The sequence below is a fragment of the Klebsiella sp. PK01 genome, assembly GCF_057624675.1.
Genome location: NZ_JBYEZM010000001.1, coordinates 90,386 through 106,808, shown reverse-complemented (window position 1 = coordinate 106,808; position 16,423 = coordinate 90,386). Strand labels below are relative to the sequence as shown.

16 protein-coding genes are annotated in these 16,423 nt (G+C 57.0%); 4 read left to right on the top strand and 12 right to left on the bottom strand.

Annotated features, from left to right (window positions below; translation table 11 throughout):
• Position 1: 1 nt before the first annotated feature.
• The gene (locus AC22LX_RS00495) at positions 2 to 442 is read right to left on the bottom strand and encodes a PTS sugar transporter subunit IIA (RefSeq protein WP_045393081.1); all 441 of its coding nucleotides are present in this window, start codon (positions 440 to 442) and stop codon (positions 2 to 4) included.
• 222 nt (positions 443 to 664) lie between these two features.
• Between AC22LX_RS00495 and AC22LX_RS00490 the strand changes: the two genes are divergently transcribed.
• Complete coding sequence (locus tag AC22LX_RS00490) at positions 665 to 1,717, top strand: LacI family DNA-binding transcriptional regulator (RefSeq protein ID WP_080941126.1); 1,053 nt, start codon at positions 665 to 667, stop codon at positions 1,715 to 1,717.
• Between the two features lie 179 nt (positions 1,718 to 1,896).
• Here AC22LX_RS00490 and AC22LX_RS00485 read toward each other — a convergent pair whose 3' ends face one another.
• Positions 1,897 to 3,513 carry a peptide ABC transporter substrate-binding protein gene (locus AC22LX_RS00485; RefSeq protein WP_487333658.1) on the bottom strand — a complete coding sequence of 539 codons (1,617 nt, stop codon included), beginning with the start codon at positions 3,511 to 3,513 and terminating at the stop codon, positions 1,897 to 1,899.
• A gap of 188 nt (positions 3,514 to 3,701) precedes the next feature.
• Between AC22LX_RS00485 and mpaA the strand changes: the two genes are divergently transcribed.
• Positions 3,702 to 4,415 carry a murein tripeptide amidase MpaA gene (mpaA, locus tag AC22LX_RS00480; RefSeq protein ID WP_015366282.1) on the top strand — a complete coding sequence of 238 codons (714 nt, stop codon included), beginning with the start codon at positions 3,702 to 3,704 and terminating at the stop codon, positions 4,413 to 4,415.
• On the opposite strand, the gene ycjG is transcribed toward mpaA, so the two are convergent.
• Entirely contained in the window at positions 4,406 to 5,371 is a 966-nt protein-coding gene (gene ycjG / locus AC22LX_RS00475; protein ID WP_049059485.1) for an L-Ala-D/L-Glu epimerase, read from the bottom strand. The two genes, mpaA and ycjG, sit on opposite strands and share 10 nt — an antisense overlap.
• Positions 5,372 to 5,473: 102 nt before the next feature.
• Between ycjG and tpx the strand changes: the two genes are divergently transcribed.
• On the top strand, positions 5,474 to 5,980 hold the full coding sequence (gene tpx / locus AC22LX_RS00470) for a thiol peroxidase (protein ID WP_015366280.1): 507 nt from the start codon (positions 5,474 to 5,476) through the stop codon (positions 5,978 to 5,980).
• Positions 5,981 to 6,007: 27 nt separating this feature from the next.
• Here tpx and AC22LX_RS00465 read toward each other — a convergent pair whose 3' ends face one another.
• From AC22LX_RS00465 to pspA, 8 genes are all read right to left on the bottom strand, one after another.
• Positions 6,008 to 7,045, bottom strand: a complete 1,038-nt coding sequence (locus AC22LX_RS00465; RefSeq protein WP_049061618.1) for an AbrB family transcriptional regulator — start codon at positions 7,043 to 7,045, stop codon at positions 6,008 to 6,010.
• A 135-nt stretch (positions 7,046 to 7,180) separates the two neighbouring features.
• Entirely contained in the window at positions 7,181 to 8,722 is a 1,542-nt protein-coding gene (gene tyrR, locus AC22LX_RS00460) for a transcriptional regulator TyrR (RefSeq protein ID WP_045393099.1), read from the bottom strand.
• 1,041 nt (positions 8,723 to 9,763) lie between these two features.
• The gene (locus AC22LX_RS00455; protein WP_213797732.1) at positions 9,764 to 10,825 is read right to left on the bottom strand and encodes a TIGR01620 family protein; all 1,062 of its coding nucleotides are present in this window, start codon (positions 10,823 to 10,825) and stop codon (positions 9,764 to 9,766) included.
• Entirely contained in the window at positions 10,822 to 12,219 is a 1,398-nt protein-coding gene (locus AC22LX_RS00450) for a YcjX family GTP-binding protein (RefSeq protein ID WP_015705662.1), read from the bottom strand. Before AC22LX_RS00450 ends, AC22LX_RS00455 begins: the two co-directional genes overlap by 4 nt.
• 105 nt (positions 12,220 to 12,324) lie before the next feature.
• A complete protein-coding gene (gene pspD, locus AC22LX_RS00445) occupies positions 12,325 to 12,543 on the bottom strand; it encodes a phage shock protein PspD (protein WP_015366275.1) in 219 nt (72 codons plus the stop codon).
• A gap of 31 nt (positions 12,544 to 12,574) precedes the next feature.
• Entirely contained in the window at positions 12,575 to 12,934 is a 360-nt protein-coding gene (gene pspC / locus AC22LX_RS00440; RefSeq protein ID WP_015366274.1) for an envelope stress response membrane protein PspC, read from the bottom strand.
• Entirely contained in the window at positions 12,934 to 13,158 is a 225-nt protein-coding gene (gene pspB, locus AC22LX_RS00435) for an envelope stress response membrane protein PspB (RefSeq protein ID WP_045393114.1), read from the bottom strand. Before pspB ends, pspC begins: the two co-directional genes overlap by 1 nt.
• A gap of 55 nt (positions 13,159 to 13,213) precedes the next feature.
• Entirely contained in the window at positions 13,214 to 13,882 is a 669-nt protein-coding gene (gene pspA / locus AC22LX_RS00430; protein ID WP_487333657.1) for a phage shock protein PspA, read from the bottom strand.
• A 152-nt stretch (positions 13,883 to 14,034) separates the two neighbouring features.
• Between pspA and pspF the strand changes: the two genes are divergently transcribed.
• The gene (pspF, locus tag AC22LX_RS00425) at positions 14,035 to 15,021 is read left to right on the top strand and encodes a phage shock protein operon transcriptional activator (protein ID WP_162184060.1); all 987 of its coding nucleotides are present in this window, start codon (positions 14,035 to 14,037) and stop codon (positions 15,019 to 15,021) included.
• On the opposite strand, the gene AC22LX_RS00420 is transcribed toward pspF, so the two are convergent.
• On the bottom strand, positions 15,012 to 16,403 hold the full coding sequence (locus AC22LX_RS00420) for an MFS transporter (RefSeq protein ID WP_045393120.1): 1,392 nt from the start codon (positions 16,401 to 16,403) through the stop codon (positions 15,012 to 15,014). The genes pspF and AC22LX_RS00420 overlap by 10 nt on opposite strands.
• Positions 16,404 to 16,423: the final 20 nt, after the last annotated feature.

The following is a 16,423-nucleotide window of genomic DNA, read 5'->3' as shown; positions in this document are numbered from 1 at the left end:
ATTATCCATTGATAACGGCTTGAATTGTTTTCATTGATGATGCTTTCAGCAGTGCTGAGAGTCGTTCATCATCGCTAAAAATGTCCGCCAGTGCTGTAATCATATTGATGTGTTCATCTCCCGAAAGCGCACACAGCATAATCACGACGTAAATAGGGTCATTATCTTCCGAATCAAAAGAAACGCCTTTTTTAATATGTAATAGCGATAGCCCGTTTTTAATAGCCCCTTGCTCCGGGCGAGCATGTGGCATCGCCAGACCAGGCGCTAAAACATAATAAGGACCAAGTTTTTGGTGGCTGTTAAAAATGGCCTGAATATAATTTTCAGTAATCGCCTCTTTCGCCAATAACGGTTGGGCCGATAATGTAATTGCCTGTTTCCAGTCACTAATTGAATCTACAATCTGGATATTTTCCGTGGGTAGCCAGGTCGTAATCATAAATACCCCGATGGCGTTGAAGGTGCGCCTACTATAGTGGAATGCCTTTACGGCTTACCGTGATCTCCCTCGCAAAGTTAGCGCTAACATAGTAACTATGTTAAAATTATTGTTACCGCTAACTTGATAAACCATACTTATCATTACTTTGCTGTTGGGCAATGCGCAAAGCGCTAAATATCATTTACAATGGCTGCCCAGTCAGGCGAAAGGAGGAAATCAGTGCAGACGTTAGAAGCGGACGATGGCGCGAGAGAAAAACGCAGAAAAAATACCGGTAAAATTACGCTCGCTGAAGTAGCAAAACTGGTTGGCGTTAGCACAATGACCGTGTCTCGCGCGTTACGGATGCCTGAAAAAGTGAATCCTGAACTGCGCACACGCATTGAAGCAGCGGTAAGCGAACTGGGCTATGTGCCAAATCTGCAGGCCCGCAACCTTGCCTCCGCTGACTCTAGCCTGGTGATGGGCGTGGTTCCCTCTTTTTCCTCCCCAGGCTTTCTTGCCGTCTCCGAATCACTGCAGACTGTGCTCGCGACCCAGGGCTATAGCATGATGTTTATCGAATCCGGCCAGGGTGGACAGAGTGAAGAAAAAGCTTTTGCGCAAATGCTCGCTTACAACCCGGCTGCGATTGTTCAATTCAATATTGATAACATCAGCAGTTGTTCGCAAATGATAAGTAATACCGGCGTGCCGGTGGTTGAGATTGGCGCCATCAATCGCGATGCGAGCTGGGTTAGCATTGGTGTTGACTATGCTGCAGCCATCAAAAAGTTGGTCACCTCGCTTGTACAGGCCGGATATAAAAATATCGGCCTGCTTTGCACGGCTTCCAATAACATTATGTTTCGCCAGGTACTGAGCGGCTGGAACAGCGCGATGCTCTCCGTTAACCACTCTCCGCATCGCGTGGTGACCTCTCACCTGGCGGCAGGTATTACGACCGGCCTGAACCTGCTCGGCGATATTCGTATCACCTGGCCCGAACTGGATGCGCTGATTTGCACATCCGATGAAATCGCCTGCGGTTGCATTATGGCCTGCCATGGCGCGGGGCAAAAAGTGCCCGACTCTCTGGCACTGGCAAGCCTGAGCGGGGGGACTCTTGCCGCCGTTTGTTCACCGGCGCTGACTGCCGTCGAATTTCCCTGGAGTGAAACGGGAACCCTCGCAGGACAGACATTGCTGGAGCTCCTGGCGGGTAATTCAACGGATAAATTCATTGAATTACCTTCAGCGTTACAAGTTCGCGCCAGCACCAGAAAGCCGTAGTTTTAGTGACATATTTATTGATTTGTTATCCCACCGAATACGGCAGGATAACTATGAGTCAGAAAAGTGATGTTTTCATCTGCGGCGGGAGATGGTCAGAAGGAGAAACTGGCGCTGCAAGCCGCGCCAGCTCTGGGTTTATACGTGGTTACCTTGTGGTATCAGGAAACCAATACCGATTAATGCTTCACAATATACATCGTGCGGCTGTAGGCCACGTCTTCCGGATTGGTGATCGGGTATCCTTTTAACCACGGCTTGATCAGGCGGCCATTGGTATACTGATAAATCGGCGCAATAGGCGCTTTGGCCATGATGATTTTCTCTGCCGCATTGTAATCATCGTTACGCGCTTTTTCCGAGGTTTCCTGCGCCGCCTGAGCGAGGATCTTATCGTATGCCGGATCGTTAAACCGCGAGATATTACCGCTATGAGTAGAAGTGAGTAGCGACAGGAAGGTCGACGGCTCGTTGTAGTCCCCTACCCACGACGCGCGGATAACGTCGAAATTACCGGTATTACGACTATCGATGTAGGTCTTCCACTCCTGGTTTTGCAGTTTCACGTCGACACCGAGGTTTTTCTTCCACATTGACGCCACGGCGATGGCGATCTTTTGGTGATTTTCCGACGTGTTGTACAGCAGCGTCAGCTTCAGCGGACGGTCCGGGCCATATCCTGCCGCCGATAGCAGCGCTTTAGCCTGGGCATTAAGCTCGGCCTGGCTCATACTTTCAAACTGCGAAGGCTGCGGGGTAAAGCCTGCGGTGACATCTGGCGTGAATCGCCAGGCCGGTTTCTCGCCGGTGCCGAGGATCTTCTCCGCCATAATCCGCCGGTCGATAGTCATGCTTAACGCCAGGCGCACGCGCTCATCGGCGGTTGGCCCTTTCTGGGTATTGAAGGCGTAATAATAGGTACCTAACTGCGGCGGCGTGTAGACCTGTCCGGGAATATCCTTCAGCAGCTTCTGATACATATTTTTCGGGAAGGATTCGGTGATATCAATATCCCCCGCCAGATAGCGTTTGGTCGCCGAGGATTCCTGGTTAATCGGCACGAAAGTCACCTGCTTAATCACCGTTTTGGCGTTATCCCAGTACTGTGTATTCGGCACGACGACCAGTTTCTCATTCACCACCCGGTCTTTCAGCACATAGGCGCCGTTGCCGATAAGGCTGCCCGGGCGCGTCCAGTTAGCGCCGCTTTCAACGTTAGCTTTCTGCACCGGGTAGAACGCAAAGCTGGCGGTCAGGTTGCTGAACCACGGCAGCGGTTTATCCAACTGCACGCGCAGCGTGTGGGCATCTACCGCCGTCACCCCGAGGGTGTCTGGCGCCGCTTTACCATCAATAATATTTTGCGCATTACTGATACCCGCTAAGGCGGCAAACCAGGCAAATGGCGAGGTGGTTTTCGGATCGACCAGCCGCTGCCAGCTATAGACGAAATCCTGCGCCGTCACCGGAGTGCCGTCGGACCAGCGCGCATTATCGCGCAGGGTAAAGGTCCAGACGCGGTTATCGTTGCTCTGCCAGCGGGTTGCCACGCCAGGAATAATATTGCCCTTCGCATCCTGGTTCACCAGCCCTTCGAACAGATCGCGGATAACCTGAATTTCCGGCAGGCCGACGGCTTTAGCGGGATCTAATGAAGCGGGCTCGTCTTTGATATGGCGTACCATCTGCTGTTTTTCAGCTAATACGGTTCCCGGAGGCACGTCAGCCGCCCAGGTAAGAGAAGAAACGCTGGCTAACCACAGCGCGCCGCATGTCAATGTGACAGGATACTTCATGAGATCCCCTTTTAAATGAACAAACCAGTGCTGGCAGAGCGATAATTATTTGTTTCCCCAGCTGAAATTGCAAACGGCTTATGATAGAAAATTGACATGACGAGTTTTTTCGCCAGCCATGGAAACTATTTGATTCCGGGGCGCTTTTCTACAACACTGCTAACAATAACCTGATGACAGGATACCCTATGCCCGTTTCACGCCCTCGCCCCTTGCGCGGCGCTTTCCCGCCAGGCACGCAACGCTACGGCCAGTCGCATCTCGGCGCGCCGCTGCTGTGGTTCCCCGCTCCGCTGGCCGATAGCCGCAGCGGTCTGATTATCGCCGGCACGCACGGCGACGAAAACTCGTCGATCGTCACCCTATCCTGCGCGTTGCGCACGCTAAAACCGGAGCTGCGTCGCCATCACGTCGTTCTCACAGTCAACCCCGATGGCTGTCAGTTAGGGCTACGCGCCAACGCCCGCGGCATCGATCTCAACCGTAACTTTCCGGCCGCTAACTGGAAGGCGGGAGAAACGGTGTATCGCTGGAATAGCGCCGCGGAAGAGCGCGATGTAGTGCTGCTGACCGGTGAAAAGCCAGGTTCGGAACCCGAAACCCAGGCGCTGTGCCAGCTGATCCACCAGATCCACCCGGCGTGGGTGGTCTCCTTCCACGATCCGCTAGCCTGCATTGAAGACCCCGGCCACAGCGAGCTTGGACAATGGCTCGCCGGGGCTTTTAATTTACCGCTGGTGGGCAGCGTCGGTTACGAAACGCCAGGCTCTTTCGGCAGCTGGTGCGCCGATATCGGCCTGCCGTGCATTACCGCCGAATTCCCACCGGTCTCCGCCGACGAGGCCACAGAAAAGTACCTCGCGGCGATGACCGATTTACTGCACTGGCACACTCACAGATGAAGCACGCCGGTGCTGAACTGCAGCGCCGGCTCGACATCCACCGCCAGCCAGGTCGGTCCATCAAGGTCCGCGAAACGGGCTAACGGCGCCAGCGGCAGCGCGGCGGAAATAGCCCGTGAAGTGCAGAGCATACAGCCCAGCATCCGCGTATAGCCCAGCCGCTCAGCCTCCTGCGCCAATAGCAATGCCTCGGTCAAACCACCGGTTTTATCCAACTTAATGTTGACCATTTCGTAGCGGCCCGCCAGCGCCGGCAGGCTTTCCCGCGTATGACAGCTCTCATCGGCGCAGATCGGCAGCGGATGAATAAAGTTTTCCAACGCCTCATCCGCGCCGGCCGGCAACGGCTGCTCCAGCATCGCCACGCCAAGATCGGCCAGCAGCTGGCAGCGCGCCGCCAGACCCTCGCCACGCCACGCTTCGTTAGCATCCACGATCAAGGTCGCCTGCGGCACCGCGTCGCGAATAGCAACCAGCCGCTCGCTAATCAAATGATCGTCGAGCTTGACCTTCAGCAGCCGCGCGCCTTTCTCCCACAGCGCGGCGGCGCTGGCCGCCATCTGTTCCGGCGTGCCGATTACCACGGTTTGCGCCGTCACCACTTCGCGCGGCAGATTGACGCCAAGCAGCTGCGGCAACGTTTTCCCCGCGCGGCGCGCCTCCAGATCCCACAGCGCACAGTCGACGGCGTTGCGCGCGGCTCCTGCCGGCAGTAGCTGTTGCACCTGCTCGCGAGTAGCGCCGCGCTCAAGCTGCTCGCCGATTGCCATAATCTGCGCCATCACCGAGGCGATGCTCTCACCGTAGCGCGGATAAGGCGTACATTCTCCGGCCCCTTTTACCCCATCCTCTTCTATTTCCACCACGACAACTATGGCCTCGCTGCGGCTGCCGCGAGAAATAACAAACGGCGTGTGTAGCGGCCATGATTCTTCAAAAACTCGAAGGTTGCGCATTCCCTGGGCCTCTTAGGTAAATGTTAAATAGAGTTTGCCGTGTTGCTGGCTGATGTCATACACTAACTACGACGTTAACTATATGTAAACAGGAAGATAACCATGTCGCAAACCGTACATTTCCAGGGTAACCCAGTGTCCGTTCAGGGCTCCATTCCGCAGGCTGGCGCGAAGGCGCAGCCGTTTACGCTGGTCGCCAAAGATCTCTCTGACGTCACGCTGAGCCAATACGCTGGTAAACGTAAAGTACTGAATATTTTCCCAAGCATCGATACCGGCGTCTGCGCGGCATCGGTTCGCAAATTCAACCAACTGGCTTCTGAGCTGAACAACACCGTGGTGCTGTGCATCTCCGCTGACCTGCCGTTCGCGCAGTCCCGTTTCTGCGGCGCAGAAGGCCTGAGCAATGTGGTCACCCTGTCCACCCTGCGCGCGCCGCAGTTCCTGGCAGATTATGGCGTTGCTATCTCCGCAGGCCCGCTGGCTGGTCTGGCAGCACGTGCAGTCGTCGTTATCGATGAAAACGACCAGGTGGTTTACAGCCAACTGGTTAACGAAATCACCGAAGAGCCGGATTACGATGCGGCGCTGGCTGCGCTGAAAGCGTAATCGCCCTCCTTCTGTTATAAGCCTCCTTCAACGGAGGCTTTTTTCTTTGCGCGGCGCATAGCGCGAAATCAACCGCGCGGTGGCCGGGCCGGTGAGCAATATGGTAAACAGGCGCAGCGTTTGCATCGCCATGATAAAAGACATATCCGCCCGGGTCCCGACGGCGATTATCGCTACCGTATCCAGGCCGCCGGGGCTGGTCGCTAGATAGGCGGTGAGAAAATCCAGCGGCAGCAGGTGCGTTAAGGCAAAAGCCATCAGCGCGCACAGCGCGATCAAGCCAACGATGGCGGCGATGATTTGCGGTAGCGTCTTCAACGCCAGCAGAAAAATCTCGCGATTAAACTGCAGGCCAACCGTCCAGCCGAGCGCGGTATACGCCAGCACCAGTAACCATTCCGGTAGCTCCAGCAACAGCACGCCCTCGCCCTGCGCCAACGCGCCGGCCAGCATCGGTAATAACATTGCCCCGGACGGGATGCGTAAACGTAACCCCAACCAACCGGCGACCGCGGTCAATAGCAGCGTTAAGGGTAGATTAAAAGTCAGTGGCGGGAACCAGACGATATGCTGGGTCATCTCCTGCGCCTCGCCGCCAAGCGCCAAACGCACCACCATCACCGCCGCGCCGACCACAAAGAGCACCCGCAGATACTGCATCAGAGCCACCAGCCGAACATCGGCGCCATACTCCTGCGCCATCACCACCATCGCCGATGCGCCGCCCGGCGAGCTTCCCCACGCGCCGGTTGCCCCGGGTAGCGAACTGTAGCGCACCAGCAGCCAGCCGGTCAGCGCGCTGATGGCTAGCGTGGAAAAGAGGATAATCAACACCAGCGCCCAGTTGGCGGCCAGAACGCCGAAAATAGACGGCGTGAGCGCACGGGCGATCATGCAGCCGATGATAGCCTGAGCGGCGATAAAGAAGGGACGAGGGAGACGAATCGTGGCGCCGCGAAGGCTGAGGATTATTCCGGCGATCAGTGGGCCAAGCAGCGGCGCGGCAGGGAGATGAAAGCGGAACAGCACAAAGGAGAGCACGGCGGAGAGTACCAGTAATATCATCCACTGAGGCCAATCCCGTTGCAGCACCAACCGTCACCTTCCCGGAAAAAAGAATAATAAAATAAGTATATACAGAAATATCGCTAAAAAAACGCAGATAATTGCGGCCGCGCCGAGCCGGCCGCAACCTGTGACTTACTCGTCGCCTTTCTTCTGGCTCAGACCGTACTCACGCAGCTTGTTAGCAATCGCGGTATGCGAAACGCCGAGACGTTTGGCTAATTTACGCGTGCTGGGGAAACTGCGATACAACTGCGTCAATACCGAACGCTCAAAGCGGCGGGTAATATCGTCGAGCGATCCTTCCATCGCCTCTTCGCCAACCGGCAGCGACGACACATCGTGATCTGGCAGCAGGATATCCTGCGGGCGCAGTTCGAAGCCATCAAGCTGGGTTAACGCCCGGTACACTGCGTTTTTCAACTGACGCACGTTGCCCGGCCAGCTATAGCGGGTCAACACGGTATTAAGGTCGGCAGAGAGTTTGGGCCGCGGGATGCCCTGCTCATCGGCAAAGCGCGCGACGAACAGTTCGGTGAGCGGCATGATGTCCTGCGGACAATCACGCAGCGGCGGCAGGTTCAGCGTCAACACATTCAGACGATAATAAAGATCTTCGCGGAACAGCCCTTTCTGCACCAGTTCGACGAGATTTTTTTGCGTCGCGCAGATAACGCGGACATCGACATGCACTTCGTGATCTTCACCGACGCGACGGAAAGTGCCATCGTTGAGAAAGCGCAACAGCTTCGTTTGCATGCCCGGCGACATTTCGCCGATCTCATCCAGCAGCACAGAGCCGCCGTTGGCCTGCTCAAAGAAACCTTTCTTCCCCTGCGACGCATCGCCGAACAGCTCGCTCTCCACCGCGTTTTCCGGAATCGAACCGCAGTTCAGCGCCAGATACGGTTTGCTGGCGCGCGGGCTGGCCAGATGGCAGGCATGGGCCAGCAAATCTTTACCGGTACCGGTATCGCCGACAATCAGCAACGGGGCGCTAAGCATCGCCAGCTTGCGGGCCTGTTCAACGACGTGGCGCATTTTCGGCCCAACGGCGAGGATCTGGCTAAAGGCGCTGGTATCCTGGGTCGTTAGCGTTTGCAGTTGACGCCCCATACGTACGGTGGAGCGCAACATCACCACGGCGCCGGTTAGCACACGTTCGGCGTGTTCACCTTCCAGATACACCGGCGTTACTTCCAGCATAAAGTTTTGGCCATTAACGACCACATGCTCGGTATGCGACTCCAGCGGATTGCCTTCCAGCCAGCGCTGCAGGTTGAAATCAGTAATGAGTTGCGCCACCGGATGGCTGCGTAATCGGGCCTGGGTTTGACCAAACAGCTGGCAACTGGCCGGGTTGGCAAGCTCTACTTTGCCTTTGGCATCCAGCGACAGCACCGGTTCCGGCATTGCCACCAGCAGCGCGCTCAGCGCCAGATGTTCCCGTTCTGACGGCATCCACGCCACGGTACGTACATCGGTTACGCCGGAGATTCGGCGGATTTCCGCCATTAAACTGCTGAAGCTAGCGAACTCCAGCTCGGCGAAATTAAGGTAGATTCGGCCAATCGGGTCGATATCGATACCGCGCAGGTCAATACCGCGCAGCACCAGCAAATCGAGTAATTCACGGGTCAGACCAAGACGGTCCTGACAAAAGACTTCCAGACGCATAGGAGTTTTCACCCTAAAAAGGCCAATGACGGATGAATGATAGGACAGATATGGGCTTACGTGAAGATAGCTGTCAACAATTATTGACAGTATGGCGGAAAAATGGGCTTTATGCCGTAAAGTTATGCGGGCAACAGTAAACTGTTTAAAGGATTTCATCAATTACAGCAGACGCAGCGTATCGTTTGGTCCAGGAAAGCATATGCGTTGTGTTAATTCAGAGCACATTGCGCTCCCGATATTTCTTCTGCGTTATGGCTCTCATGGCACAGAGGGCGCTGGTCGCTAGGTTTTTTCCCGGAGGCGGCGCGTTGCGCCTTCTCCGGGCTACCAAATCGCAAAGCGCTGTAGCCCCGGTAAGCGGCAGCGCCACCGGGGGATCCAGCGTGGTGAATAAATTAACGGCAGGTCGCACGAACCGTAGATACTGTTATCGGTTTGCAACCTTTTAGCTTGAGAAAAGCGTTTATCTCGTTTCGCTCCAGAGTATCTTGCGCTCCTGGTTAATTTTTCTGCGACATGTTTTCCGTGGCGCAGGGAGCGCACAGAGGGCGGCCAGTCGCCGCCGCCCTCTGTACTCCCGGGCTCTGGCCGCCAAAATCGCCACTTCGTGGTACCTTCGACTTATCCCGGCAGGCTTCGGGTCGGGCCGAGGCAGCGTCCTTGCAAATCACGGCCCTCAGCCCGCATCCATGCGGGCTGCCCCGGCCTGCCGGGAACGTCTCAGCGATTTTGAGGCCACCAACACCGGCAGTTTCAGTCAGCATGGTGAATAAATTAAAGGCAGGCCGCACGGACCGTAGATACTGTTATCGGTTTACCACTTTTTTAAGGGGTTTTCCCGGAGGCGGCGCGTTGCGCCTTCTCCGGGCTACCAAATCGCAAAGCGCTGTAGCCCTGGTAAGCGGCAGCGCCACCGGGGAGGGTGAGGCCGCCAACACCGGCAGTTTCAGCCAGCGCGGTGAATAAATTAATGACAGGCCGCACGAACCGTAGGCCGGGTAAGGCGCAGCCGCCACCCGGCATTTACGCTTGCCGGCGTTATTTCTCCGCGCCGGTTTTGCTTTTCTGCAGCGTCTCTTTCAACTGGCCGATCAGCTCGCGGCGGAAATCGCCGAGCCGCGGTTTATCATCCGCGATCCACGGCAGCGGACGGCACAGCTCCATCGCCTTAATCCCCAGACGGGCGGTCAACAAGCCGGCACCGATACCCTGGGCGGCGCGCGCCGACAAGCGGGCCGCCAGATCCTGCGACATCCAGTCCATTCCGACTTCACGCACCAGTTCGCTGGCGCCGGCAAAGGCGATATTCAACAACACCAGGCGGAATAAACGCAGGCGGCTATAATAGCCGAGTTCAATACCGTAGAGGGTGGCGATACGGTTAATCAGCCGCAGGTTACGCCAGGCGATAAACGCCATATCGACCAGCGCCAGCGGGCTGACGGCGATCATCAGCGTCGATTCCGCCGCCGAGCGGCTGATTTCCCGCCGCGCCTGCGCGTCCAGCACCGGCTGTACCAGTTGCGCGTACAGGCTCACCACTTCGCGATCGTTTTGCGTTTCATGGATGGCCGCATACCAGCGCTGCAGCGCCGGATGCGATTGATCGAGCCCGGCCTGCTGCGCCAGCTTCTCACAGAACGCGCGCCCTTTGCCCACCGCGTGGCTATGCATCAGATCCCGCGCTTCATCGCGTTCGTGCGCGCGCTGGCGCAAACGCCACAGGCGACGCCATTCGGTCGCCACCGAGCCCACGCCCGCGCCGACAATCAACGCCCCGGCCGCACAGCCGCCGAGCGCAATCCAGTCCTGGGTCTGCCAGGCCGTCGCCGTCCACTGTACGCCCTGCGCCACCACGCTAATGCCAAAAATCGCCAGCCCGGCGCTAACCATCCGCCGCCACAGGCTGCGTTTCGGGCGCAGTACCGATTCCACCACCGCTTCGGCGGCCCCCTCCTCTTCAGCCACCCTTTCAGGCAGCATCGGAGAGAAGGTTTGCGCATCGGCCGCGTCAAAGGCGCGGGCCGATTTTAAGGTCTGGCTCTTTTCCGTTTCCAAAGGGCCATCGAAATCGATCCGCGGTTTTATCGGCTCGCTCATCGCAATTTATCTCCAATCAAAAATTCCAGCGCCGCGTCGAGGCGAATATGCGGCAGCGGTTTATCGACATCCATCGCTCTCGGGCGGAAGTTCTCAAACTGGAAGCCCTGCTGTTCCCAGAAGGCCTGACCCGGCAGCCGCGCCGGCACCTCGCCCGGGAAAATGGTGAGCGGCTGCCCATCGCTCAGACGATCGCCGCGCAGCGCCGGGATCTTCTCGCCGTTAACCTCGATAAGCCCGCCCTGGGTAGCCTGAATTGACGCCAGCCCCAGACAATCCATGCTGATGCCCTCAAAGGCGGCATTCTGCCAGGCGTCCTGAATCAGTTGCTGAAGTAGCGACACCATGTTGCCATGCTGATCGACGGTCACGTGATCGGCTTTGGTGGCGGCAAACAGTAGCTTGTCGATAACCGGTGAAAACAGGCGGCGGAACAGCGTTCGCTGGCCGTAATGGAAGCTTTGCATCAACTGGGTCAGCGCCAGGCGCATATCGTTAAACGCCTGCGGCCCGCTGTTTAATGGCTGCAGACAGTCCACCAGTACAATCTGGCGGTCAAAGCGCAGGAAGTGATCTTTATAAAAGCCTTTCACCACTTTCTCGCAGTAGTATTTGAAACGCTCGCGCAGCATCCCGGCATTGGTGTGTTTATCAGCCTGCGCCAGTCTGGCTTCGCCAATCGCATCGACATCCGGCCAGGGGAAGAACTGCAGCGCCGGCGCGCCCGCCATGTCGCCGGGAAGCACAAACCGCCCCGGCTGAATAAAGTGCAACCCCTCGCGCTTGCAGGCGTGCAGATAATCGGTCCAGGCGGCGGCGATCTCCGCCAGACGGGTTTCGTCGGCGGGCGCCAGCGGATCGAGCCCATCGCACAGCTGTCGCCAGCGGGCAGACCATTCCCCGCGCTGCCCCTGTAAAAGCCCGGTCATCTGCCGCGACCAGCTTAAATAATCCTGCGCCAGCATCGGCAGGTCGAGCAGCCATTCTCCCGGATAATCCACGATTTCCAGATACAGCGTTGAAGTGTCTTTGAAATGACGTAGCAGAGAATCGTTAGAGCGATAGCGCAGCGCGAGACGAATTTCGCTCACCCCACGGGTCGGCGTCGGCCAGGCCGGGGGCTGGCCATAAAGCTGTGCCAGGCCTTCATCATAGGTAAAACGCGGAATACCGAAATCACGCTGCGGAACCCGTTTCACGCCCAACAGACGTTCTTCGCGCGCCGCGCTCAGCAGCGGCAACCGGGCCCCGGCGTGGATATTCAGCAGTTGATTAACCATCGCGGTGATAAAAGCCGTTTTACCGCTACGGCTTAGCCCGGTCACGGCAAGACGTAAATGCCGGTCAACCCCGCGGTTGACCAGCGCATTGAATTCAGTTTTGAGTCGCTTCATCGCCAGTCCGTTATGCCCAGAAGGAATGTCGTTTAATGATAAGCTAAATAGATGGGGATAATCAGGGCCAATATAAAGCGCACCGGTATTCCTCCCCCTGAGGAATTATTTCATTCCACGGGCAAAACGATTGGCCAGCCGACTGAGCAGCGGCTCAAGCGCTACCGCCAGCAACATTTTCAGCGGCCGACGCGCCACCGATTTCACCGCCCAACCGGCAACGCCCGCCGGGCCGTACCGCAGCGCGGTCAGCAGCACTAGCTTACCGGCGATCTTAAGACCCGGTTTCACTTTTTGCCCTGCCTGTTGCCATTTCATATTCATGCGTTGCCTCATGGGTTATATGGAAAAAGTTTTACAGTTGACGAAAACGGCTGCGCAGCGTGAAGGTATCGGAGGTGATGTAACGCTCCATATCACGCAGGCGCTGTTCGCCGGAAGCCAGTTCGGCATCCACTGCGGCCAGTAAATCGCCATTGCTCGGTCCTTTCTCGCCGTACAGTTCGCTATCCGGTATCGGATCCAGCGCGAAAGTCAGAATGATGTAGGCCACCAGCACAAAAAAGAACAGGCCAAAAATCATCGCCAGTACGGTTATCAAACGCACCAGCTTCACCGGCACATCCAGGTGCTGCGCGATACCGGCGCAGACCCCTTTCACCATGCCGCGCTGCGGAATGCGCCACAGCTTTTTATTAAAATCCAATCCGGCCATTATTTGTCTCTCCAGTTCGGATGTTCCGCATCAAGGATCGCTTCCAGCGCCTGAATACGCTCGCGCATCCGTTTCGCCTCATCGGTCAGCTGCAGCAGGCGCTGCTGTTCATTCTGGGTTAATGCCCCGTCCGCCGAGCGATTGTTGTAGTGCAGCCATAACCAGACCGGCAACACGAACAGCACAAACAGCGTGAGCGGGATGGCAAGAAAAAGCATGCTCATGTGTACTCCTTACAGGTGGTGAGCCGCGGCGCAACACCGCGCCGCGCAATATGCATTACTGGTTATTCTGATTCATTTTGGCTTTCAGCGCCGCCAGTTGCTCGCTGATTTCATCATCCGCTTTCAGTTCGGCAAACTGCTGAGCCAGCGATTGTTGTTTGCCAAAACGATGGCTCTCCGCCTCGGCTTCCATTTGGTCAATACGGCGTTCGAACGACTCAAAACGCGCCATCGCTTCATCCATTTTACCGCTATCCAGCTGGCGGCGGACATCGCGCGAAGAGCTGGCAGCCTGATGACGCAGCATCAGCGCCTGCTGACGAGCGCGGGTTTCGCTGAGCTTATTCTCCAGCTCGCCAATCTCTTTTTTCATCCGCGCCAGGGTTTCATCCACCAGTTGCGCTTCGTGTTCCAGGCTGCCGATAAGGTCAGTCAGCTTCTGTTTTTCGATCAGCGCCGCACGCGCCAGATCTTCTTTCTCTTTACGCAGGGCCAGCTCGGCCTTTTCTTGCCATTCCACCTGCTGCGCCTGCGCCTGTTCGATACGGCGGGTCAGCTGTTTCTTTTCCGCCAGCGCGCGGGCGGAGGTAGAACGCACTTCAACCAATGTATCTTCCATCTCCTGAATCATCAGACGGACCAGCTTCTGCGGATCCTCCGCTTTCTCCAGCAGAGAGTTGATGTTGGCGTTCACGATGTCGGCAAAGCGAGAAAAAATACCCATAATTTCAATCCTCATAGTTCTGATAGCAGGCAGCGGCCTGTGCAGTAGTTAATACAAATGGCGTGCCAACTTTTTATCTTATTGATTTTAAACAAGGTGGTTGAGGAATGGCCGCCTGCTTGCTACAGTGAGTTGGTGAATCACACTACTTAATGGCGAAATTCATCATGACGGAATACAAGGATAACCTGCTTGGCGAGGCAAACAGCTTTCTGGAGGTGCTCGAGCAGGTCTCGCAGCTGGCGCCGCTGGATAAACCGGTGCTGGTGATCGGCGAGCGCGGGACCGGCAAAGAGCTCATTGCCAACCGTCTGCACTTTCTCTCTTCGCGCTGGCAGGGGCCGTTTATTTCGCTCAACTGCGCGGCGCTGAATGAAAACCTTCTCGATTCCGAATTGTTTGGTCATGAGGCCGGCGCCTTTACCGGCGCCAGCAAACGGCATCCGGGACGCTTTGAACGTGCCGACGGCGGCACGCTGTTTCTCGATGAGCTGGCCACCGCTCCGATGCTGGTGCAGGAAAAATTGTTGCGGGTAATTGAATACGGCGAACTGGAACGCGTCGGCGGCAGCCAACCGCTGCAGGTTAACGTACGGCTGGTGTGCGCCACCAACGCGGATTTACCTAAAATGGTGGAAGAAGGCCATTTTCGCGCTGACCTGCTCGACCGGCTGGCGTTTGATGTCGTGCAACTACCGCCATTGCGCGAGCGCCAAAGCGACATCATGCTGCTTGCCAACCAGTTTGCTATTCAGATGTGCCGCGAACTGGGGCTTCCTCTGTTTCCCGGCTTTAGCGAGCGAGCCGTCGACACGCTGCTCGCATACCGCTGGCCGGGCAATATTCGTGAGCTGAAAAACGTGGTTGAACGCTCGGTTTACCGCCACGGCAGCAGTGATAGCGAGCTGGATAATATCATTATCAACCCATTTCGCCGCGCGGCCCCAGCGCCTGCTCCAGGCGATGAATCTGCGCTTCCCAAACTACCACTGGACCTGCGCGCCTTTCAGCTGGAGCAAGAAAAAAGCCTGCTGCAGTCAAGCCTGCAGCAGGCGAAGTACAATCAAAAGCAGGCGGCGGAGCTGCTGGGGCTTACCTACCACCAGCTACGCGCATTACTGAAGAAGCATCAGCTATGAGCGACGCGCGGCAGCATCGCCGCGCTGACCAGCATTGAGCCTAAACACAGCGCGGCGTTAAACCACAGCGCGTACTGCGCGGCGCTGGCCATCCCCAACGGCAGGAATAGCGCAAAAAGTGACGCCGTCACGGCAATACCCATCGCGCCGCCAAGCGAGCTTCCCATCTTATACACCCCTGACGCGACGCCAATTTTATTCTCCGGCGCATTGGCGACGGCGGTGTCGGTCGATGGCGTGGCGTAACAACCGAGCCCGAGGCCAAACAGGATATTGCTGAAGAAGACGGTCCCGATATAGAGCGACTTATCGAGGAAGGTACAGGAGATCAGCAAAATGCCGATGGCGGTAAAGACCGGCCCGGTCATCATCGGCAGCCGAGCGCCGTAGCGCTGGAGCAGCTTTTCCCCGACGCGGATCATCGCCAGTACCGTCACCAGATAGCCCAGCGTCATCATGCCGGTTTCCAGCGGACTGAGATGATGCCCCTGTTGCAGCCAGATGCTGGTAATCATCATGGTGCCGATAGCGCCGTTGAGCATAAAGTTCGATAGCACCGCCGCGCCGTAGGCTCGGTTGCGAAATAAAGCGAAGTCGATCAGTGCCGCTTCACCTTTACGCAGGCCGCTGCGGATAAATACTGCTGCCGCCAGCACCGCGCCACCCAGCATCGACAGCGATAAACCACTACTCCAGCCCCATTGATGACCCTTGCTGATAAACAGATTAAGCAGCACCAGCGACGCGATCAGGCTTAATAATCCGCCCACATCCAGCTTATGCCGATCGGCGCTGGCGCTGCGGCTCTCTGGGGTGCCGCGCAGCAGCAGCAACGCCAGCAGCGCCACCGCAATCGAGAACACGAAGATCCACCGCCAGCCAAGACCGGTGGCAATCGCACCGCCGACAAACGAGCAAAGCCCGCTGCCGCCCCAGGAACCAATGACCCAGAAACTCACCGCCCGCTGCCGCGCTTTGCCTTCATACCAGGTTTTAATCAGCGCCAGCGTCGCCGGCATAATGCAGGCCGCCGAGAGCCCTTGCAGGATACGGCCGGTGATAAATAGCCCCGGCCCCTGCGACGCCGCCAGAAATGCGCTACCGATAATACTCAGCGCCAGGCCGATATAGGTCATCCGCACCCTGCCGAATTTATCCGCCAGCCCGCCGCTGGCCACCACAAAACAGCCGCTGAATAAGGCGCTAAGACTCACCGCCAGGGTTAGCGTCTCCAGTGAAATATCGAGGCTGCTTTTCATCGCCGGAACAACATTGATAACCGATTGCGCAAACAGCCAGAACGTCAGCACGCTGAGCACAATACCCGCCAGCAGGCGATCGCTACCGACGAACTGAGATTCGCTTAACGATACAGAACTCATAATCGGGTCCCCCCGTCGCG

Coding starts and splice junctions, on each gene's coding strand:
- AC22LX_RS00485 (WP_487333658.1), bottom strand. CDS start 3,513: ATGAAGTATCCTGTCACATTGACATGCGGCGCGCTGTGGTTAGCCAGC.
- pspC (WP_015366274.1), bottom strand. CDS start 12,934: ATGGCCGGATTGGATTTTAATAAAAAGCTGTGGCGCATTCCGCAGCGC.
- AC22LX_RS00495 (WP_045393081.1), bottom strand. CDS start 442: ATGATTACGACCTGGCTACCCACGGAAAATATCCAGATTGTAGATTCA.
- pspF (WP_162184060.1), top strand. CDS start 14,035: ATGGCGAAATTCATCATGACGGAATACAAGGATAACCTGCTTGGCGAG.
- mpaA (WP_015366282.1), top strand. CDS start 3,702: ATGCCCGTTTCACGCCCTCGCCCCTTGCGCGGCGCTTTCCCGCCAGGC.
- tpx (WP_015366280.1), top strand. CDS start 5,474: ATGTCGCAAACCGTACATTTCCAGGGTAACCCAGTGTCCGTTCAGGGC.
- pspD (WP_015366275.1), bottom strand. CDS start 12,543: ATGAATATGAAATGGCAACAGGCAGGGCAAAAAGTGAAACCGGGTCTT.
- ycjG (WP_049059485.1), bottom strand. CDS start 5,371: ATGCGCAACCTTCGAGTTTTTGAAGAATCATGGCCGCTACACACGCCG.
- pspB (WP_045393114.1), bottom strand. CDS start 13,158: ATGAGCATGCTTTTTCTTGCCATCCCGCTCACGCTGTTTGTGCTGTTC.
- AC22LX_RS00450 (WP_015705662.1), bottom strand. CDS start 12,219: ATGAAGCGACTCAAAACTGAATTCAATGCGCTGGTCAACCGCGGGGTT.
- AC22LX_RS00465 (WP_049061618.1), bottom strand. CDS start 7,045: ATGATATTACTGGTACTCTCCGCCGTGCTCTCCTTTGTGCTGTTCCGC.
- AC22LX_RS00455 (WP_213797732.1), bottom strand. CDS start 10,825: ATGAGCGAGCCGATAAAACCGCGGATCGATTTCGATGGCCCTTTGGAA.
- AC22LX_RS00420 (WP_045393120.1), bottom strand. CDS start 16,403: ATGAGTTCTGTATCGTTAAGCGAATCTCAGTTCGTCGGTAGCGATCGC.
- tyrR (WP_045393099.1), bottom strand. CDS start 8,722: ATGCGTCTGGAAGTCTTTTGTCAGGACCGTCTTGGTCTGACCCGTGAA.
- pspA (WP_487333657.1), bottom strand. CDS start 13,882: ATGGGTATTTTTTCTCGCTTTGCCGACATCGTGAACGCCAACATCAAC.